The sequence below is a fragment of the Streptomyces sp. cg40 genome (assembly GCF_050320165.1).
GTDB lineage: Bacteria > Actinomycetota > Actinomycetes > Streptomycetales > Streptomycetaceae > Streptomyces > Streptomyces hokutonensis.
The window spans coordinates 4,358,787-4,378,842 of record NZ_CP190128.1 but is presented as its reverse complement, the minus strand read 5'-3'; the positions used below and the strand labels follow the sequence as shown (position 1 = coordinate 4,378,842).

Below are 20,056 nucleotides of genomic sequence, written 5' to 3'. Positions count from 1 at the left end.
GAAGGTCGATGGCCGATATGCCCGCTACGTTTGTGTGAACTCGGTCATGTATGGGTCTGGCCGTCGCTGATCGTTATCGACCGGTTCTGGACCGTAAATTTTCCCCAGTTCCCGGGGTGGCGGCCGGTTGTCAGTGGGGCGCCCTAAACTCGGAGGGCGATGAGCAGCCTCTTTGACGACAGCTTCCTGGCGGATCTCAAGGCCCCTCGGGCCCACGAAGAAGAGCCCCCGCCACCACCCGAGGACGAGCACGGACCGGAGCCGGTTCCGGACGACCTGTTCGGCGGGAAGTTCGACGTGCTCGCGAGCAGGGACGCCTACTACCGGGACGGCGCCCCGCGCCCGGCGGTCGACCCGGCAGCCCTCCTGGACGGGCTGAACGAGAACCAGCGCGCGGCCGTCGTTCACTCCGGCACCCCGCTGCTCATCGTGGCCGGCGCGGGCTCCGGCAAGACTCGCGTGCTCACCCACCGCATCGCCCACCTCCTCGGCGAGCGCCATGTGCACCCGGGCCAGATCCTCGCGATCACCTTCACCAACAAGGCCGCGGGCGAGATGAAGGAGCGCGTCGAACAGCTCGTCGGCCCGCGCGCCAACGCGATGTGGGTGATGACCTTCCACAGCGCGTGCGTGCGCATCCTGCGCCGCGAGTCGAAGAAGCTCGGCTTCACCTCCTCGTTCTCGATCTACGACGCCGCCGACTCCAAGCGCCTGATGGCCCTGGTCTGCCGCGACCTGGACCTCGACCCCAAGAAGTTCCCTCCGAAGTCCTTCAGCGCCAAGATCTCGAATCTGAAGAACGAGCTGATCGACGAGGAGGACTTCGCCGCACAGGCCGCCGACGGATTCGAGAAGACCCTCGCCCAGGCCTACGCCATGTACCAGTCGCGGCTGCGCGAGGCCAACGCCCTCGACTTCGACGACCTGATCATGACCACGGTCAACCTGCTCCGCGCCTTCCCCGACGTCGCCGAGCACTACCGCCGCCGCTTCCGGCACGTCATGGTCGACGAGTACCAGGACACCAACCACGCGCAGTACGCGCTCGTACGGGAACTCGTCGGCACCGGCGCGCACGACGAGGACGTACCGCCGGGCGAACACGACCTGCCGCCCGCCGAGTTGTGCGTCGTGGGCGACGCCGACCAGTCGATCTACGCCTTCCGGGGCGCGACGATCCGCAACATCCTCCAGTTCGAGGAGGACTACCCGAACGCGACGACGATCCTCCTGGAGCAGAACTACCGCTCCACCCAGACGATCCTCTCCGCCGCCAACGCGGTCATCGAGCGCAACGAGTCCCGCCGCCCCAAGAACCTGTGGACCAACGCGGGCGCGGGTGCGCAGATCACCGGCTATGTCGCCGACACCGAGCACGACGAGGCGCAGTTCGTCGCCGAGGAGATAGACCGTCTCACCGACGCGGGCGAGGCCAAGGCCTCGGACGTCGCCGTCTTCTACCGGACGAACGCCCAGTCCCGTGTCTTCGAGGAGATCTTCATCCGCGTCGGCCTGCCCTACAAGGTCGTCGGCGGCGTCCGCTTCTACGAGCGCAAGGAGGTCCGGGACGTCCTGGCCTACCTCCGCGTCCTGGCCAACCCGGAGGACACGGTCCCGCTGCGCCGCATCCTCAACGTCCCCAAGCGCGGCATCGGCGAGCGCGCCGAGGCGATGATCGACGCCCTCTCGCAGCGCGAGAGGATCAGCTTCCCGCAGGCGCTGAAGCGCGTCGACGAGGCCTACGGCATGGCCGCGCGGTCGACGAACGCGGTCAAGAAGTTCAACACGCTGATGGAGGACCTCCGTACGATCGTCGAGTCCGGCGCCGGACCGGCGACGGTCCTGGAGGCGATCCTCGAACGCACCGGCTATCTCGCCGAGTTGCAGGCCTCCACCGACCCGCAGGACGAGACCCGCATCGAGAACCTCCAGGAACTCGCCGCCGTGGCCCTGGAATTCGAGCAGGAGAACACCGCGGGCGACGGCGAGAGCGAGACGCCTGTCGGCCTCGCCGCCTTCCTGGAGCGGGTGGCCCTGGTCGCCGACTCCGACCAGATCCCCGACGAGGACGAGGACGGCTCCGGAGTCATCACGCTCATGACTCTCCACACCGCCAAGGGACTTGAGTTCCCGGTCGTCTTCCTCACCGGCATGGAGGACGGCGTCTTCCCGCACATGCGCGCCCTCGGCCAGACCAAGGAGCTTGAGGAGGAGCGGCGTCTCGCGTACGTGGGCATCACCCGCGCGCGGGAACGCCTGTACCTCACCCGCTCGTCGCTGCGCAGCGCCTGGGGTCAGCCGTCCTACAACCCGCCCTCCCGTTTCCTGGAGGAGATCCCGGCGGCGCACGTGGAGTGGAAGCGGACCGGCGCCATGGCGGCCCCGCCGTCCACGGGTCCGGCCTCGGGCATCGCGGCCTCGCTGTCCTCGACCCGTTCGCGTTCGTCGGCCTCGGGCGCCTCGGGCTTCGCCACCCGCAGGACCTCGGAGAAGCCGGTCGTGTCCCTGGCCGTCGGAGACCGGGTCACCCACGACCAGTTCGGCCTCGGCACGGTCGTCGGAGTGAAGGGCACGGGGGCGAACGCGGAGGCGACGGTCGACTTCGGAGAGGCCAAGCCGAAGCGCCTGCTCCTGCGGTACGCGCCGGTCGAAAAGCTGTAGGGGGAGCGGGAGTTACGTCGGGTCGAGCCCGTGGCTGCGAAGCCACGGGAGCGGGTCGATCGCCGCTCCGCCCGCCGGGCGCACCTCGAAGTGCAGGTGCGGGCCGGTCGAGTTGCCGGAGTTCCCGGAATACGCGATCGGGTCGCCGGCCTTCACCGTCGTCCCCGAGGGAACGCGGTAGCTGGAGAGGTGGCAGTACCAGGTCTGCGTGCCGTCCTTCTCCGTGAGGATCAGCATGTTGCCGTAGGCGCTGTTCCACTTCGTGCTGACGACGCCGTCGGTCGCGGCCATCACCGTCGTGCCGTACGAGACGGGGAAGTCGATGCCCGTGTGCACGGACATCCAGTTGACGCCGGCCTGGCCGAAGTAGGCGCTGAGCCCCTTCTGCGTCACCGGCAGCACGTACTTGGGGCGCAGCCGCTCCTTGCGGGCCGCCTCCGCCGCCGCCTTCTTCTTCTCGGCCTCCTGCTGGGCCTTGAGGTCGATACGTTCCTGCGTACGGCTGGCCCGGTCGGCGAAGTCGTCGGCGCCGGCCGAGAGGCTCTTGATCTGCGCGTCCAGCTTGTTGTTCGCCACGGACGGCTTCACCGAGGTCGCGTCGGAGGCGGACGCCGTCGAGTCGCTGCCGCCGGTCAGTGTGCCGACGGACGCGGCGGCGATCCCCGCCACCCCCATCACACACGCGGACGGCACGGCGATCGTCATCAGCTTGGACCGCTTCGGAGGCGTACGGCGCCGCGAACGGCTCCCGCCACGGCCCGCGGCCCGCGAGGCGGTCGCCGGGGCCGGGGTGAACTCCTCCTGGTCTTCGAGGAGTTCCGGCTGTGCCTCGGATCCGTCCCGGTCCTGCTCGGCCCCGTCGAGGGTCGGCATCTCACCGGTGGCGGTCAACTCGCCGCCGTCCGGGGCGGGTTCGTCGTACGAGTCCCCGTGTGTCCCGTCGTACGTGCCCTCGTGCGTCCCGTCGTACGACGGCTGCTCGAAGGCGGTGGTCGCGTCGGCGGGGCTGCCGTCGGCGTTCCACTGCGTTGCGTCGTAGGCGCCCGTGTCGAAGGCCTGCGTGCCCCATTCCCAGTGCTGGGTCTGGTCGGCGGGGGCGGCGGAATGGGCCGACTGGTCGGGTTGGAGCCAGGCGTTGGCATCCCACTGGCCGCTGTAGTCGGGGCCGGTGGCCTGCGGCGGGATGGCGGACAGCTGCTGGTAGTCGGCCGACCAGGCGGTGGTCTCGTAGGCGCCCGTATCGTTGTAGGCGGCGTGGTGCTGGGCCGCGTACGGGTCGTAGTTCAGGGTGTGCTGACCGCCCGTGGACCAGGCCGAGGAGTCGTAGGCGCCGGTGGCGTGCGAGCCGGTGTCGTGGCTCTGCATGTCGCCGAAGAGGGGGTCGGTCGCGAAGCTCGCGGTGCTGTGCCCGCTGTCCGCGCCCGGGTGGAAACCCGTGGCGGAGTAGTCGCCGTACGTGGTGAAGTCACCGTACTGAGCGTCCTGCCCGCCGTACGACGCGTACTGCGCCGAGGTGGCATCGGAAGCCGGAGCCGGGGTGGTCATGATCCCCGACGGGTGACGGTCGTTCACCAACTTCTCTATTCGCCTCGACAACAGGGGCTGCCAGAGCAGTGCGGCGACTGTACCCGGCAGTACGCGGGCCCGACAATCTTCCTCTGGTTTCGCGTCCGCCGGAAACGGGCATTCGGCCGTGTTTCGGGGGACGGCGGGCACGGGTTTGGCCTGGCGTTCGAATAGCGTTCGAGGTCAGAGACTGTTCAGGCGCTGTAGGCGCCCTGTGCGGACGCTTCGAAGGGCATGGAAATGCTTCCCGCGCCGGAGGCCGGGCGCGTTGACTGCGGCCGACGGCATTCGACGTGGGGAGAGCGTCATGAGGGTGTGGAAGCGTGCGGGGATCGCTGTCGTACTGGCCGCGGCGACGGTCGGCCTCGTGGGTCCGGCGGCATCGGCCGCCCCCGCGCCGTGGGAGACCAGCCGGGCGCACCGGCCCGCCCCGGAGCGGGGTGCGGCGGTGGTCCCGGCCGGGGAGGCCGGCACCGTCAGCGTTCGGTGCGGGAATCCTTGCTACCAGTAGGAGTCGCGCGCCGTTGAAGCGCGGCGCCGGTCAGGCCACCGTCAGGCCGCCCCGGCGAGTGGCGGCCGGTGCCTGCGGCCGTGGCGTGTCGAGGGCCTGGCGGATGCCCGACGCGACGGCCGGGTGTACGGGGAGCGCGAGGTGGCCGATGCCGCTGACCTGCACGTTCTCCGCGATCAGGTCGGGGTGGTCGATGCGGGCGGTCTCCAGTGGCTCCATCAGGTGGTCGAGGTCGCTCCAGAAGCTGACGAAGTGCGTGCGGCAGCCGGGGGCGGGCAGGCCCAGTTCCTCGATCACCGCCGAGCCGGGCCGCATCTGGCGGACGATCGGATGGGCGTTGGCCAGCGGGACCACGGCGGTGCCGGAGTGCGGGGTCCCGAGCGTCACCAGCGTGCGGACCCGCAGGTCACCGCCGAGCCGCTGCACGTAGTAGCGGGCGATCAGCCCGCCGAGACTGTGCCCGACGACGTCCACCTGCTCACTGCCCGTGCGCTCGCAGATCTCCTCGATATGCCGGCCGAGCAGCTCGGCCGCCGTACGGATGTCGCAGGTCAGCGGCGAGTAGTTGAGTGATTCGACCGGCCGTCGGCCGTGCTGGGCCAGGGTCCGGCGCAGCAGCACGAACACCGAGCGGTTGTCGATGAACCCGTGCAACAGCACCACCGGGGGCTTTGCCTCGGTCGGCAGCGGTGCCGCGTCCTCCGGGGAGGGGGCCGGAGGACGCGGCAGCCTGCGTTCCTGGGTGATGCCCGACGGATAGAGGAGCAGATGGCCCGCGAGGATCGCGATCTCGAGGGCCGTCGCTTTGAGGAGGGTCATGGAGAGCCCCGCCAGCCTGCTGGGCAGAAGACGCTGACAGAGGGGGAGAAAGGGCTGCACCGCCCTGGTGACCTTCATGGCCGACCTCCTGTCGGCACACGGAACGACAGCTCCGTCCCCCGTGTGCCCTCGTGGGAGGCCACCGCGAGGACCACCGACGGTGCGCGAGGGGTACGCGCGGGCGGGCGTGGCGCACCTGCCCTGCGTGCCCTTCGTGCCTGCGCCGATGCACCGCACCACCACGGCGCGCGGCCTGCGGCGCGGTGGTGCGGCGACCTCGTTGCGGCTCCCGTTGCGCTTGTTCCCGCTGGAACGCTGCGCGGTGAACGTGTCCCATCGTGTGATTTCCCCCTCGGTATCCGCCGCGAAACTGCCGGTTGCGGGATGCTGGAGATAACGTTCGTTCACTCCCCGCGCCGGAGCGGGTGCCGCGGTACCCGTCGGTAGGGGCGAACGCAGTCGCTTCATGGAGGCAGTGATGGGTGTGGCAGCCGGTCCGATCCGCGTGGTGGTGGCCAAGCCGGGGCTCGACGGCCATGACCGCGGCGCCAAGGTGATCGCGCGGGCGCTGCGCGACGCCGGTATGGAGGTCATCTACACCGGCCTCCACCAGACCCCCGAGCAGATCGTCGACACCGCGATCCAGGAGGACGCCGACGCGATCGGCCTCTCCATCCTCTCCGGCGCCCACAACACGCTCTTCGCCGCCGTGATCGACCTGCTGAAGCAGCGCGAGGCGGAGGACATCCTCGTCTTCGGCGGCGGGATCATTCCCGAGGCGGACATCGGCCCCCTCAAGGAGAAGGGCGTCGCGGAGATCTTCACCCCCGGGGCGACCACGCAGTCCATCGTCGACTGGGTACGGGAGAACGTGCGGCAACCGGCCGGGGCGTAGGGCCGACGGCGAGCGGGGGCCCGCGTCTCGGCGCCGGTCGTTTCGTCGCCCCCGAGCTTCTACGGCGCCTCCAACCCCCGCAGCTTCTACGGCCCCTCCAGCTCCCGCGCCATCGCCGCCCGCAACCGCAACGTCGTCACCAGCCGCTGGAACGCCTCCGCCCAGTAACCCCCCGCTCCCGGCGCCGCGTCCTCCGACTCGTCCGGCACCGCCAGCAACCCGTCGAGCCGGCTCGCCTCGGCCGGGTCGAGACACCGCTCGGCCAGTCCCATCACCCCACTGAAACTCCATGGGTAACTCCCCGCGTCCCGCGCGATGTTGAGCGAGTCCACCACGGCCCGCCCCAGCGGCGCGGCCCACGGCACCGCACACACCCCGAGCAACTGAAACGCCTCGGACAACCCCTGCGCCGCGATGAACCCGGCCACCCACTCGGCCCGTTCGCCCCCGCCCAGCGTGCTGAGCAGCTTGGCGCGCTCGGCGAGCGACACCGCCCCCGGCCCGCCCGCCTCGGGCGCCGACGGCGAACCGAGCAGCGCCCGGGACCACTCCGCGTTCCGCTGCCGCACCGCCGCCCGGCACCACGCGGCGTGCAGTTCGCTCCGCCAGTCGTCGGCCACCGCGAGTGCCACGATCTCCCGGGGCGTACGGCCGCCCAGCCGCCGCTCCCAGGTCCCGAGGGGCGTCGCCTCCACCAACTGGCCCAGCCACCACGACCGTTCACCGCGTCCCGCCGGAGCCTTGGCGACCACACCGTCCCGCTCCATGCCCGGGTCGCACTCGTGCGGCGCCTCGACGACCAGGCCGGGTTCGTCACGCGTACGGTCCACCGCGACGCAGGCCGCGGCCCGGACCGCCATCCGCGCGGCGAGCGCCGAGTCCGGGAGCGCCGACAGCAACTCCGCCGCCGTGGCCCGCACATTGCGGCTCCGGTCGGCCAACGCCTGCTCCAGGAAGGGTTCGTCCTCGGCCGTGAGTCCCGTCCGCAGCGAGTCGAGGAACATCAGCCGGTCCTCCGCCCGCTCCGTCGCCCAGGTGGTGACGAGCAATTCCCGTGCGACCACGGGTCGTTGAGCCCGTATCGCCGCGAGCAGGGCGACCCGCTCGGCGAACAGCCCTTCCTGCCACAGCTGTTGGACCTGGCCCGGGTCGTCGAGGTCCGGCAGGGCCGTGCCGCCGCCCGGGGTGGCGCGCAGCGCGAACCGCCAGTCAGGGTTCAGCCGGGCCAGCCACAACGCGCGCGGGCCCGCGAACTCCAGTGCCGCAGGCCGCAGATCCGTACGCCCCCGGGCCGCGTCCAGCAGCGCGGGCAGCACCTGGACGGGCGCGCCGAAACCGCGCGCGTTGGCCGCCGCGAGCCACTGGGGCAGCAACTCCATGAGATCGGGCGAGGTACCCCGGCGTCCCCCGCCACCCGTACCAGGACGGTCGGTCAGGAGCATCACCAGTCTGCGGGCCGCCGCCACGGGCAGCGCCGGACGTGGGTCGGGCACGGCCGGCTCCGGCCGCTCGGCCGCCCGCGCCGGACGGAGCCCCGCCCGCCGCCGTACGGTCTCCACGGCCGCCGCGTCCAGCAGCGCCACGGGGGCGTCCTGGCCCGGCGCGCACCACGGAGGCGTACGGCGGTCCGTGCCGAGGAGCGCCGTGGTGACGAGGTCCTCCCAGTCGCCCGAGGCGGAGGTGCTGTTCATGCGGTGCCTTTCCGTCGGGTTGGTGCGTGCGGTCGGCACGGCGACACCGTCGATTCGATGGATGTGCTCAGCACAGGGACACCGGCTCTCCCGTCGCCTCCGGCCAGGCCGTGAGCGGGGTGAAGCCCCGGTGGCCCAGCTCGCCGAAGACCTTGACCGGGGCGCCGCCGGAGAGCGCGACGAGCCGCCACAGGCCGGGCCGGGAGCGGGCGGTGGGGGTGAGAGGGAGTGCCGACTCGGTGTCGGCGTCGGCCAGTTGCCAGGAGTCGCCGTCCGGGGTCGGCACCACCCGGTCCAGGGTCACCGGGACCGCGTCCAGCCACGGGTCGTCCCGCAGCGCCTCCCCGTAGCGGACGGCGGCCTGCTCCGTCGTCACGCCTCGCGGCCGTGCCGTCGTCGGCCCGGGCGGCGCGAACTGCTCGCCCAGGGCCGCCCGGAGCTGCCCGGCGCCGGGGAAAGCGGACACCTCCGCCTCCAGGGCCAGCCCGACGGGCAGCGCGAGCTCCGGAGCGCGGCCCGCCGCGCCGTACGAGAGCAGCAGGCTCGTGCGGTCCGACGCCGTGCCGTGCAGCCATATGCGGCGCGTGGTCAGCTTCGCGTCCGCCGTGTCGTACTGGGCGAGGACCAGCCAACTGTCGCGCACCGGCGGGCCGTCCGCCGATCCGGGCAGGCCGATGCGGGAACGGACCGTCGCCGCCAGGCCGTCGGGCAGCCGCTCGCGGCGCAGCCAGGCCCGGTCGAGGAGGTGGAGCAGCGCGCACTCCTCCAGCAGCCGCACCGGCCAGCCGGACCCCGAGGACGGGATCGCCCCCAACTCCCTTGCCCGCGCGGCCAGTCCGGGCGCCTGCGCGTCGACCATGCGGGCCGCGGTCTCCTCCCACACCCCGTACCCCGCCTGCTCCGCCGAGGCCAGCCCGGTGCGCAGCAGGTCCGTCAGCCGCTGCTCCAACTCGCCCGCGCCCGCGGTGATCCGCTCGGCCCGGCGCTCCGCCCTGCGCCGCGCCGCCTCCGGATCAGCGGCGGTTGGGGAACCGGACGCGTCCGCCGCCCGTTTCTCCTCCGTCCGCTTCCGCCGCCCCGCCAGCCACTGCTCGGCCCAGTCCGGCGCCTGCCCGGCCGGCACCGCGGCGTCCTCGCCCGCCCACAACAGCAGCAGTCCCAGCGCGTGCTTGCACGGGAACTTGCGGCTCGGACAACTGCACTTGTACGCCGGACCCGCGGTGTCCGCGATGTCGACGACCGTCTGATACGGCTTGCTGCCGCTGCCCTTGCACAGCCCCCACACCGTCCCCTCGTCAGAACTCCCCGCCTCGGACCACGGCCCCGCCGCCCCGAGCTTGCTTCCCGCCTTGCGTGACGCTGCGTCAGGCGCCAGTGCCAGCACCTGGTCAGCCGTCCAGCGCACCCCCTGCTGAGTCATGACATCGAAGGTAGATCCCGGCACTGACAATCGGCCTGGCTCCGACATTTCCGCAGGTCAGATCGCATTGTCAGTGGCGTGGTGCACGGTGGACACCAGATCCGAACCGGCCGAGCTGGAGGGGGCCTCAGCCATGACTGTGTCCGCAGAACCCATCAACGCGCAGGCGAGTGAGCAGCAGCCGGCCGAGCGGCCGGAGGCACTGCGTCCGCATGCCGAGGACGCCTTCGCCGACGAGCTCGCGGCGCTCGCCGCACAGGACGACCGGCCGCGCCCGGCCCGCTGGAAGATGTCGCCGTGGGCGGTCGCCACCTACCTGCTCGGCGGCATCCTGCCGGACGGCACGGTGATCACGCCGAAGTACGTCGGCCCGCGCCGCATCGTCGAGGTCGCCGTCACCACCCTCGCCACCGACCGCGCCCTGCTCCTGCTCGGCGTGCCCGGCACCGCCAAGACCTGGGTGTCCGAACACCTCGCGGCGGCGGTCAGCGGCGACTCGACCCTGCTCGTCCAGGGCACCGCCGGCACCCCGGAGGAGGCGATCCGCTACGGCTGGAACTACGCGCAGCTGCTCGCCAACGGCCCGAGCCGCGACGCCCTGGTGCCCAGCCCCGTCATGCGGGCCATGGCGGAGGGGATGACCGCGCGGGTCGAGGAACTGACCCGTATCCCCGCCGACGTACAGGACTCGCTGATCACCATCCTGTCGGAGAAGACGCTGCCCATACCGGAGTTGGGAGGGGAGGTGCAGGCCGTCCGCGGCTTCAACCTGATCGCCACGGCGAACGACCGCGACCGCGGCGTCAACGACCTCTCCAGCGCCCTGCGCCGCCGTTTCAACACGGTGGCGCTGCCGTTGCCGGAGAGCGCGGACGCCGAGGTCGACATCGTCGCCCGCCGCGTCGACCAGATCGGCCGCTCGCTCGATCTGCCGGCGGTGCCGGAGGGCGTCGACGAGATCCGCCGGGTGGTGACCGTCTTCCGCGAGCTGCGCGACGGGATCACGGCGGACGGGCGGACGAAGCTGAAGTCGCCCAGCGGCACGCTGTCCACGGCCGAGGCGATCTCCGTCGTCACCAACGGCCTTGCCCTGGCGGCCCACTTCGGTGACGGACTGCTGCGGCCGAGCGATGTCGCCGCGGGCATCCTCGGCGCCGTCGTCCGCGACCCGGCCGCCGACCGGGTCATCTGGCAGGAGTACCTGGAAGCGGTCGTCCGGGAGCGTGACGGCTGGAAGGACTTCTACCGGGCCTGCCGGGAGGTGAGCGCGTGAGCGAGTCCAGGGGACTGGCCGACGACGACACCGCGTGGAGTCTGATCCGGAGGCGAGGGGGACGAAGTGACGGGTACTGAGGGGGTCGGTGGTCCGGGCGTCGGACCGCTGCTGCTCGGGGTGCGGCACCACGGGCCCGGTTCCGCGCGGGCCGTGCGGGCGGCGCTGGCGGCGGCCCGGCCGAGGGTCGTACTGATCGAGGGGCCGCCCGAGGCCGACGCGCTGATCCCGCTGGCCGCCGAGGAGGACATGCGACCGCCGGTCGCGCTGCTCGCCCACGCCGTGGACGAGCCCGGCCGTTCGGCCTTCTGGCCGCTGGCCGAGTTCTCCCCGGAATGGGTCGCGATCCGCTGGGCCCTGGAGCACGGGGTGCCGGCCCGCTTCATCGACCTCCCGGCCGCGCACACGCTGGCATGGGGGAGGGAGGACAAACCCACGGGCGAGGAGCAGGAAGAGAGCCCCACGGACCCGGAGACTCCCTCCGGCCCCGACATCCGCGTCGACCCCCTCGCCGTGCTCGCCGAGACCGCGGGGTACGACGACCCCGAGCGCTGGTGGGAGGACGTCGTCGAGCACCGGGGTGTGGGGGACCGGGACCCGTTCGCGCCGTTCACCGCGCTGGAGGAGGCCATGGGGGCGCTGCGCGAGACGTACGGTGTCGGCGGCCACGACCGGGACCTGGTCCGCGAGGCGTACATGCGGCTCCAAGTGCGCGCGGCACAGCGGGAGTTCGAGGACTGCGTGGCCGTGGTGTGCGGGGCCTGGCATGTGCCCGCGCTGCGGCAGCGGGCGGCTGTCGCGGCGGACCGTGCCCTGCTGAAGGGGCTGCCCAAGGTCAAGGCCGAGCTGACCTGGGTGCCGTGGACGCACCGCCGGCTGTCCCGGGCCGGCGGATACGGCGCGGGCATCGACTCGCCGGGCTGGTACGGCCATCTCTTCGCGGCGCCGGACCGGCCGGTCGAGCGGTGGATGACCAAGGTCGCGGGGCTGCTGCGGGAGGAGGACCGCATCGTCTCCCCGGCCCATGTCATCGAGGCGGTACGGCTGGCGGAGACCCTCGCGGTGATGCGCGGCCGGCCGTTGCCGGGGCTCGGCGAGACGACCGACGCGGTACGCGCGGTGATGTGCGAGGGCTCGGACGTCCCGCTGTCCCTGGTGCGTGACCGGCTCGTCGTCGGGGACGTGCTGGGCGAGGTGCCGCCGGGCGCCCCCGCCGTGCCGTTGCAGCGCGACCTCGACCGGCAGCAGCGCAGGCTGCGGATCAAACCGGAGGCGCTGGAGCGGGAGTTGGAGCTCGACCTGCGCAAGGAGACCGACGCCGCGCGCAGCAGACTGCTGCACCGGCTGCGGCTGCTGGGTGTCGAGTGGGGCGAGCCGGTCGCCTCGCGGGGGAGCACGGGTACGTTCCGGGAGACGTGGCGGCTGCGCTGGGAACCGGAGCTGGCGGTGCGGGTCGCCGAGGCGGGCGTCTGGGGCACCACCGTGCTCGCCGCGGCCAACGCCAAGGCGGAGGCGGACGCCGTCGCGGCACAGGGCCTCTCCGACGTCACCGCACTCGCCGAGCACTGCCTGCTGGCCGAACTCCCGGACGCGCTCCCCGTGGTGATGCGCGTCCTCGCCGACCGCGCCGCCCTCGACACCGACGTCGGCCACCTCGCCCAGGCGCTGCCCGCCCTGGTCCGTTCGCTGCGCTACGGCGACGTACGCGGCACCGACACCGGCGCGCTGACGGAGGTCGCCGCCGGCCTCGCCGAGCGGATCTTCGTCGGCCTGCCCCCGGCCTGCACGGCCCTCGACGCGGACGCGGCGGACGAAATGCGACGCCATGTGGACGCGGTGCACGGGGCGGTGGCACTGCTGGGGGAGGTCGGTGGGGCTGGCCGGGGTGAAGTCCCCGGCCACGGCGATGCCACCGCCCTAGGCCACGGCGACCTGCGTCGTCGCTGGCGTGCGGTGCTTCGGACGCTCTCCGCGCGGGACACCGTGCCGGGCGTCATCCGGGGCCGTGCCGTACGACTTCTGCTGGACGGCGGGGAGTTGGGGCCGGACGAGGCGGCCCAGCTGATGGGGCTGGTGCTCTCGCCCGGGACACCGCCGGCGGACGCGGCGGCGTGGATCGAGGGCTTCGTCGGAGGCGGGGGCGGGCTGCTCCTGGTGCACGACGAGCGGCTGCTCGCTCTGGTGGACGCGTGGCTGGCCGGGGTGTCGGCGGAGGCGTTCACGGACGTACTGCCGCTGCTGCGGCGCACGTTCTCGGCGTACGAGCCGGGGGTGCGCAGAACGCTCGGCGAGCTGGTGCGCCGCGGGCCCGGGAAGCAGGCGGGCGCGGTGGCGGCGGCGGTCGGGATATCCGGGTTCGGCGCGGAGGTGGATGCCGGGCGGGCGGACGCGGTGGTGCCGGTGCTGCGGCTGATGCTGGGGCTGGACGACATGGTGGGGAACAGCGACAACGAGCTTGTGGGGGTGGCGTGATGAAGACGGCGAGCAGCGGTAGGAAGGACACGAAGAGGCCGGGGGAGCGGGCTCAGTCTGCGGGCGCCGGGCGGCGCACCGAGGGTCGTCCGCCGACTGCCGTGCGGGTCGTGCCGCTGTGGGAAGGGCTGCGTGCGGGGGTGCGCGGATGACGGCGAATGGTGCTACGGCGACTGGCGCGACTGGTGGGGCGGGGGCGACAGCGCGCGGGGCAGCAGGCGGGACGGGAGCAGTCGGCGTGACAGAGACGATCGGCGGGACGGGGACGATCGGCGGGACGGGGGCAGCTGGCGCGGCGGGGACGACTGGCGGGATGGGGTCGATCGGCGGGATGGGGGTAGCCGGCGCGGCGGGGACGACTGGCGGGATGGGGTCGATCGGCGGGATGGGGGTAGCCGGCGCGGCGGGGACGACTGGCGGAACGGGGACGATCGGCGGGACGGGGGCAGCCGGCGCGGCGGGGACGACTGGCGCGGCGAGGGCGACCGGCCAGATGGGGGCGACCGGCGTGACGGGGGCGACGGCGGTGACGGTGAACGGGGTGGCTGGGACCGGCCGCGCAGGCCGCGCCGGCGGAGTCGCGGGGCCGGGGCCGGGTCCGGATCCGGCCCCGGCCCCGGACCCGGGGCAGGAGCGCCTGCGGCGGTGGCGGCTCGTGCTCGGGGGTGACGCGGCCGACGGCACCGGGTGTGCGTTGTCCGGGCGGGACGCCGCGATGGACGGGGCGCTGGCCGCGCTGTACGGCAGGGGGGACAAGGAGCGGCCGGGGAAGGACCGTTCGGCGGGGCTCGGGGCGTCGGCGCCGTCCGTCGCGCGCTGGCTCGGGGACATCCGCACGTACTTCCCCTCCTCCGTCGTCCAGGTCATGCAGCGCGATGCCATCGACCGGCTCGGGCTGTCCGCGCTGCTGCTCGAACCGGAGATGCTGGAAGCGGTGGAGGCGGATGTGCACCTGGTCGGCACGCTGCTCTCCCTCAACAAGGCGATGCCGGAGACCACGAAGGAGACGGCACGGATGGTGGTGCGCAAGGTCGTCGAGGACCTGGAGAAGCGGCTCGCCACCCGCACCCGGGCCACCCTCACCGGCGCCCTCGACCGCAGCGCCCGTATCAACCGGCCGCGCCACCACGACATCGACTGGAACCGCACGATCGCGGCCAACCTCAAGCACTACCTGCCGGAGTACCGGACGGTCGTGCCGGAGCGGCTGATCGGATACGGGCGGGCGTCCCAGTCCGTGAAGAAGGAGGTCGTCCTCTGCATCGACCAGTCCGGGTCGATGGCCGCGTCCGTCGTCTACGCGTCCGTGTTCGGGGCGGTGCTGGCGTCCATGCGGTCGATCGACACCCGGCTCGTCGTCTTCGACACGGCGGTCGTCGACCTCACCGACCAGCTCGACGACCCGGTGGACGTGCTCTTCGGGACCCAGCTCGGCGGCGGTACGGACATCAACAGGGCGCTCGCGTACTGCCAGTCGCAGATCACCCGCCCCGCGGAGACGGTGGTCGTGCTGATCAGCGACCTCTACGAAGGGGGCATACGGAACGAGATGCTCAAGCGGGTCGCGGCGATGAAGGCGTCGGGGGTGCAGTTCGTGACGCTGCTCGCGCTGTCCGACGAGGGGGCGCCGGCGTACGACCGCGAACACGCCGCAGCGCTGGCCGCGTTGGGGGCGCCGGCCTTCGCCTGTACGCCCGACCTCTTCCCGGAGGTGATGGCGGCGGCGATCGAGAAGCGGCCGTTGCCGATACCCGACACGGCCTGACGAACGGGCCCGGGGCGACAACGGGCTTGAGGGGCAGGGGGGTTGCGCGTCCTCGGGCGGCCCGTGCGAGGATCGTCGCCTCATGATCTGGCCCGCCGCGATACCCGGTGCCGCCCTGCGCGTGATGCGTACGGCGGTTGGGCGGCGTGCTCTTCAACTGGCCTTGCTGGTGGGCGGGTTGTTCGTGCTCGGCTTGCTGTGCGGGGGACAGGCGCAGGCGGCCGACGGGATTCCGGGTAAGCCGGTGAGTCTCGGCGGGCCGGGGCTTCCGGTGGTGGTGAAACCGGTTCGGGTTCCGGTTCAGGTTCCTGTTCTCGCTCCCGTGCCGGCTCCGGTCTCGGACACCGTGGAGCGGGTCGTGCGGCCCGTGACCGACGTGGTGACGAAGACGGTGACCGCGGTGCTGGCCGAGGCGCCTTCTTTACCCACCTTGCCTTCGCTGCCCACCTTGCCCCCGGTCCCCGTAGTGCCGAGTCAGCCCGTGCCCCCGGTGCAGGAGCCTCCGGCGCACACCGCGCCGGTGGCGGTGCCGACGCCCGTCCGGTCGGCCCCGCGGCCTTCGGGTGGCGGGCATCGTTCGACGGCGCGGCCCGCTGAGGCGGCCGTGGAGACAGGCGTGACGTACGGGCCGCTCGTCGGCGCCGACGAGATCGGCGCCGTAGGGCGTGCGGTCGTACGTCATGTGCCGTCCGTCAGGCATGCTCCGGCGCGCCAGGCACCCAGCGGTGACCCGGACGGCGCCTCGCGCGACCAGCAGGCCGTGGACGGCGGCACCTCGCGGCACTGTGACGCGCAGGCCGTGACCTTGGACAACCGGGTGTTCGTGCGGTTCGTGCCCGGTGCCGACGCGCGTGCGGACGCCGCGGAGACCCGGGACAGGTACCGGGACGTTCCCGTCTTCCCAGGCTAGGCAGGCTCTTCGGGCAGTTGGTCTGCCCGGAATGTCGCCATGTCTCCTTTTCTGGAACGCCTGAGGAACCGACGTACCGATGAGCCACAGCACGAGCACGACCATGAGCGCGACCACAAGCACCGACATCACCCCGGCCGAAGTCCGGCGACGTCTCGTCGATGCCGTGGTCTCCGTCCCGCGAGGGTCCCGGGTGAGGGCCGCCGCGGCCATCCAGGGCGCGCGGGCCGCGCGGACCGCGCGCGCCGCACACATTGTGTGCACCCGGACCGTCCGGCACTGGGAGTAACAGACTCCGTGAGGCAGTGACCCCGGACGGCCGAATGCCGTCGGTCTGTCCGGGGGCGCGCTTCGCGGTATGGGGTCCCGCCGGGCCAACCCCAACCCGGCGGGACCCCGCCCGAGACGACCCGCCTGAGCGACCGCCCGTACGCCCCGTCCGCGGCACTCCGTGTCACCGATTCCGGCATCATGTGACAGGTATCACCGCTCAGGTGTGACCCTCGATTTAGGGGCCCTCCGAAAGCAGCGATAACCTGCGAGACGGACATGCCGCGCGCTCGGTCACCGTGTGCGCCTCCCTTGTGACAGCGGACGTCACGTTGCCCTTCGCGGCACGCCCACGCATCCAACGAACCGCGAGATCACTGAGGACGGAAGCGCGTGGACCTGTTCGAGTATCAGGCGAGGGACCTCTTCGCCAAGCACGATGTACCGGTGCTGGCCGGTGAAGTCATCGACACGCCTGAGGCGGCCCGCGCAGCCACAGAGCGGCTCGGCGGCAAGTCCGTCGTCAAGGCCCAGGTGAAGGTCGGCGGCCGTGGCAAGGCCGGTGGCGTGAAGCTCGCCGCCACCCCGGACGAGGCCGTCGCGCGTGCGACGGACATTCTCGGCATGGACATCAAGGGCCACACGGTCCACAAGGTGATGATCGCCGAGACCGCGCCCGAGATCGTCGAGGAGTACTACGTCTCGTACCTCCTCGACCGCACCAACCGCACCTTCCTCGCCATGGCGTCCGTCCAGGGCGGCGTGGAGATCGAGGTCGTCGCGGAGGAGAACCCCGAGGCCCTCGCGAAGGTCCCGGTCAACGCCAACGAGGGCGTGAGCATCGAGAAGGCCCGCGAGATCGTCGCGCAGGCCAAGTTCCCGGCCGACGTCGCCGAGCAGGTCGCCGAGATCCTGGTGACCCTGTGGGACACCTTCGTCAAGGAGGACGCCCTCCTCGTCGAGGTCAACCCGCTCGCCAAGGTCGCCGACGGCCGTGTCATCGCCCTCGACGGCAAGGTCTCGCTGGACGAGAACGCCGAGTTCCGTCAGCCGGAGCACGAGGCGCTGGTCGACCACGACTCCGCCAACCCGCTCGAGGCCGCCGCCAAGGCGAAGAACCTCAACTACGTCAAGCTCGACGGCGAGGTCGGCATCATCGGCAACGGCGCGGGTCTCGTCATGAGCACCCTGGACGTCGTCGCGTACGCCGGTGAGAACCACGGCGGCGTGAAGCCGGCCAACTTCCTCGACATCGGCGGCGGCGCGTCCGCGGCCGTGATGGCGAACGGCCTGGAGATCATCCTGGGCGACCCCGACGTCAAGTCGGTCTTCGTCAACGTCTTCGGCGGCATCACCGCGTGCGACGAGGTCGCCAACGGCATCGTGCAGGCGCTGCAGCTGCTCGCGGACAAGGGCGAGGAAGTCACCAAGCCCCTCGTCGTCCGCCTCGACGGCAACAACGCCGAGCTGGGTCGCAAGATCCTCTCCGACGCCAACCACCCGCTGGTCCAGCGCGTGGACACCATGGACGGCGCGGCCGACAAGGCCGCCGAGCTCGCGGCTGCGAAGTAAGGGACGAGGGACAAAACAGCCATGGCTATCTTCCTCACCAAGGACAGCAAGGTCATCGTCCAGGGCATGACCGGCTCCACGGGCATGAAGCACACCAAGCTCATGCTGGCGGACGGCACCAACATCGTCGGTGGCGTCAACCCCCGTAAGGCCGGCACGTCCGTCGACGTCGACGGCACCGAGATCCCGGTCTTCGGCACGGTCGCCGAGGCGATCGAGAAGACGGGTGCGAACGTATCCGTCCTCTTCGTACCGCCGGCCTTCTCCAAGGCCGCCGTCGTCGAGGCGATCGACGCCGAGATCCCGCTCGCGGTCGTCATCACCGAGGGCATCGCCGTCCACGACTCGGCCGCGTTCTACGCGTACGCGGTCGCGAAGGGCAACAAGACCCGGATCATCGGCCCGAACTGCCCCGGTCTCATCACCCCGGGCCAGTCGAACGCCGGCATCATCCCGGGCGACATCACCAAGCCGGGCCGTATCGGCCTGGTCTCGAAGTCCGGCACGCTGACGTACCAGATGATGTACGAGCTCCGTGACATCGGCTTCTCGTCCGCCGTCGGCATCGGTGGCGACCCGGTCATCGGCACCACGCACATCGACGCGCTCGCCGCGTTCGAGGCTGACCCCGACACCGACCTGATCGTGATGATCGGTGAGATCGGCGGCGACGCCGAGGAGCGTGCGGCGGACTTCATCGCGAAGAACGTCACGAAGCCGGTCGTCGGTTACGTCGCGGGCTTCACCGCGCCCGAGGGCAAGACGATGGGCCACGCCGGCGCCATCGTCTCCGGCTCCTCCGGCACGGCTGCCGCGAAGAAGGAGGCCCTTGAGGCCGCCGGCGTCAAGGTCGGCAAGACGCCGACGGAGACGGCGAAGCTGGCGCGCGAGATTCTGGCCGGCTGAGTTACGTAGCTGCACGTCGATGGGCTCGCTCCGTGGGTTGGAGCGAGCCCATCGGTGCGTTGTCGGGTGCGGGTGCGTCATGGTTGCTCGCGCAGTTCCCCGCGCCCCTAAAAACGCTAAAGGCACCGTGCGTTTCAGGGGCGCGGGGAACTGCGCGACCAGCCCCCACCGGCCCGCACTTATCGACTCAACGGAAGCAGCCTTTCCGGCCCAGCGGTCATCCCGCTACGCAGCCGATCCCTCAGCGCCACCTCCTCCGCCGACAACGCCCCCTGAACAGCCCGCGCCGGCACCCCCTCCACCCGCTGACCCAAAGGAACCGGCGGCTCGTAGTGTGTCGGAGCCGTCCGCACCGTGAGCGTCGTCGCGCCGATGATCGTGACGGTGAACGCGATCGCCGCCCGGGTCCAGAACACGGTTCGGCGTTCACCCACGAAACGAACCACCGGCGGCTTCGCCGCGTGCAACCGCCCCGTGGAGGCCAGTTCGGTCAGCCGCCGGTTCAGTTCGGTGGGGTCGGACAGCTCGGGGAGCTGCGCGGCCAGCGCCTCGCGCGCGTGCAGCAGCCGGTTGGCCGCGGCCGGCGTGCTCGCCTCCGTCTCCGCCGCCATCTCCGCGAGACCGAGCCCGACACCGTCGTAGAGGAGGAGGGTGCGGCGGTACGACGGGGGGAGGCGGAGGAGTGCGGTGAGCAGGGCGCGGTCGGCGGGGGCCGGGGGCGGGGGTTCCGGGTGGCGGTATCTGGGGCGGAAGCGGTGCCAGGGGGAGAGCGCGTACTCGTACGCGGCCGAGCGCACCCAGCCGGCCGGATCGCGGTCGACTGCCACCTCGGGCCAGCGCTGCCATGCGGTCTGGAAGGCGCGCTCGACCGACTCCCGCGCCAACTCGCGCCGCCCGGTCAGCAGATAGGCCTGCCGTACGAGGGAGGGCGCGCAGAACGCGTAGAGCGCGTCGAAGGCCTGAGCGGGGGTCAGGGGGGCGGGCGCCGGCTCGGTGTGCGGTACGGGGATCTCGACGACGACGATGTCGGTGTGCGGCGGCTCCGGTTGAGCCTCCGGCACCACTGCGGCGAGGGTTTCCACCGCTGCCTCCGTCTCTTCCACCGCGGGGGAGTCCTCGGCCAGGTCGTTGAGCAACTGCGCGTACGCGTCCCGTTTCCGGCCGCGCGGTGAGGTGCGGCCGGTCTCCCACGCGCGTACCGTCGCGCGGCTGACGCCCACCCGCTCCGCGAGCTGAGCCTGCGTCAGGGACGCGGCCTCGCGCAGCCGTCGGCGTTCCTTGGGCGGCGGGAGCGGGGTTGCAGGGGTCTGCGTCACCGGATGCCC

The 20,056-nt window shown here is 72.0% G+C and carries 15 protein-coding genes; 10 read left to right on the top strand and 5 right to left on the bottom strand.

Annotated elements, in window-relative coordinates:
* Positions 1-159 precede the first annotated feature (159 nt).
* Positions 160-2,661, top strand: coding sequence for a DNA helicase PcrA (gene pcrA, locus ACQHII_RS19250; protein ID WP_427920458.1), 2,502 nt, complete (start codon positions 160-162; stop codon positions 2,659-2,661).
* Between the two features lie 12 nt (positions 2,662-2,673).
* On the opposite strand, the gene ACQHII_RS19245 is transcribed toward pcrA, so the two are convergent.
* Complete coding sequence (locus ACQHII_RS19245) at positions 2,674-4,206, bottom strand: M23 family metallopeptidase (RefSeq protein ID WP_427925356.1); 1,533 nt, start codon at positions 4,204-4,206, stop codon at positions 2,674-2,676.
* A 328-nt stretch (positions 4,207-4,534) separates the two neighbouring features.
* Between ACQHII_RS19245 and ACQHII_RS19240 the strand changes: the two genes are divergently transcribed.
* Entirely contained in the window at positions 4,535-4,738 is a 204-nt protein-coding gene (locus ACQHII_RS19240) for a hypothetical protein (protein WP_427920457.1), read from the top strand.
* Between the two features lie 30 nt (positions 4,739-4,768).
* Here the strand turns inward: ACQHII_RS19240 and ACQHII_RS19235 are convergent, their stop codons facing one another.
* A complete protein-coding gene (locus ACQHII_RS19235; protein WP_427920456.1) occupies positions 4,769-5,635 on the bottom strand; it encodes an esterase/lipase family protein in 867 nt (288 codons plus the stop codon).
* Positions 5,636-6,035: 400 nt separating this feature from the next.
* On the opposite strand from ACQHII_RS19235, the gene ACQHII_RS19230 reads away from it, so the two are divergent.
* A complete protein-coding gene (locus ACQHII_RS19230) occupies positions 6,036-6,452 on the top strand; it encodes a cobalamin B12-binding domain-containing protein (RefSeq protein ID WP_427920455.1) in 417 nt (138 codons plus the stop codon).
* Between the two features lie 86 nt (positions 6,453-6,538).
* On the opposite strand, the gene ACQHII_RS19225 is transcribed toward ACQHII_RS19230, so the two are convergent.
* A complete protein-coding gene (locus ACQHII_RS19225) occupies positions 6,539-8,143 on the bottom strand; it encodes a DUF5691 domain-containing protein (RefSeq protein ID WP_427920454.1) in 1,605 nt (534 codons plus the stop codon).
* A 67-nt stretch (positions 8,144-8,210) separates the two neighbouring features.
* On the bottom strand, positions 8,211-9,563 hold the full coding sequence (locus ACQHII_RS19220; protein WP_427920453.1) for an SWIM zinc finger family protein: 1,353 nt from the start codon (positions 9,561-9,563) through the stop codon (positions 8,211-8,213).
* A 133-nt stretch (positions 9,564-9,696) separates the two neighbouring features.
* Between ACQHII_RS19220 and ACQHII_RS19215 the strand changes: the two genes are divergently transcribed.
* The 7 genes from ACQHII_RS19215 to sucD all read left to right on the top strand — a co-directional run bounded on the left by ACQHII_RS19215 (position 9,697) and on the right by sucD (position 18,731).
* Positions 9,697-10,836, top strand: a complete 1,140-nt coding sequence (locus ACQHII_RS19215; RefSeq protein WP_427920452.1) for an ATP-binding protein — start codon at positions 9,697-9,699, stop codon at positions 10,834-10,836.
* 66 nt (positions 10,837-10,902) lie between these two features.
* Positions 10,903-13,308 carry a DUF5682 family protein gene (locus tag ACQHII_RS19210; RefSeq protein ID WP_427920451.1) on the top strand — a complete coding sequence of 802 codons (2,406 nt, stop codon included), beginning with the start codon at positions 10,903-10,905 and terminating at the stop codon, positions 13,306-13,308.
* Positions 13,309-13,945: 637 nt separating this feature from the next.
* The gene (locus ACQHII_RS19205) at positions 13,946-15,073 is read left to right on the top strand and encodes a VWA domain-containing protein (protein ID WP_427925355.1); all 1,128 of its coding nucleotides are present in this window, start codon (positions 13,946-13,948) and stop codon (positions 15,071-15,073) included.
* An 82-nt stretch (positions 15,074-15,155) separates the two neighbouring features.
* On the top strand, positions 15,156-15,983 hold the full coding sequence (locus ACQHII_RS19200; protein WP_427920450.1) for a hypothetical protein: 828 nt from the start codon (positions 15,156-15,158) through the stop codon (positions 15,981-15,983).
* A 79-nt stretch (positions 15,984-16,062) separates the two neighbouring features.
* The gene (locus ACQHII_RS19195; RefSeq protein WP_427920449.1) at positions 16,063-16,272 is read left to right on the top strand and encodes a hypothetical protein; all 210 of its coding nucleotides are present in this window, start codon (positions 16,063-16,065) and stop codon (positions 16,270-16,272) included.
* 374 nt (positions 16,273-16,646) lie between these two features.
* Positions 16,647-17,825 (top strand): ADP-forming succinate--CoA ligase subunit beta, encoded by a 1,179-nt coding sequence (gene sucC, locus ACQHII_RS19190; protein WP_019066810.1) that lies wholly within the window; start codon positions 16,647-16,649, stop codon positions 17,823-17,825.
* A gap of 21 nt (positions 17,826-17,846) precedes the next feature.
* A complete protein-coding gene (gene sucD / locus ACQHII_RS19185; protein ID WP_019066811.1) occupies positions 17,847-18,731 on the top strand; it encodes a succinate--CoA ligase subunit alpha in 885 nt (294 codons plus the stop codon).
* A 179-nt stretch (positions 18,732-18,910) separates the two neighbouring features.
* On the opposite strand, the gene ACQHII_RS19180 is transcribed toward sucD, so the two are convergent.
* Complete coding sequence (locus ACQHII_RS19180) at positions 18,911-20,047, bottom strand: helix-turn-helix domain-containing protein (RefSeq protein WP_427920448.1); 1,137 nt, start codon at positions 20,045-20,047, stop codon at positions 18,911-18,913.
* Between the last annotated feature and the right edge of the window lie 9 nt (positions 20,048-20,056).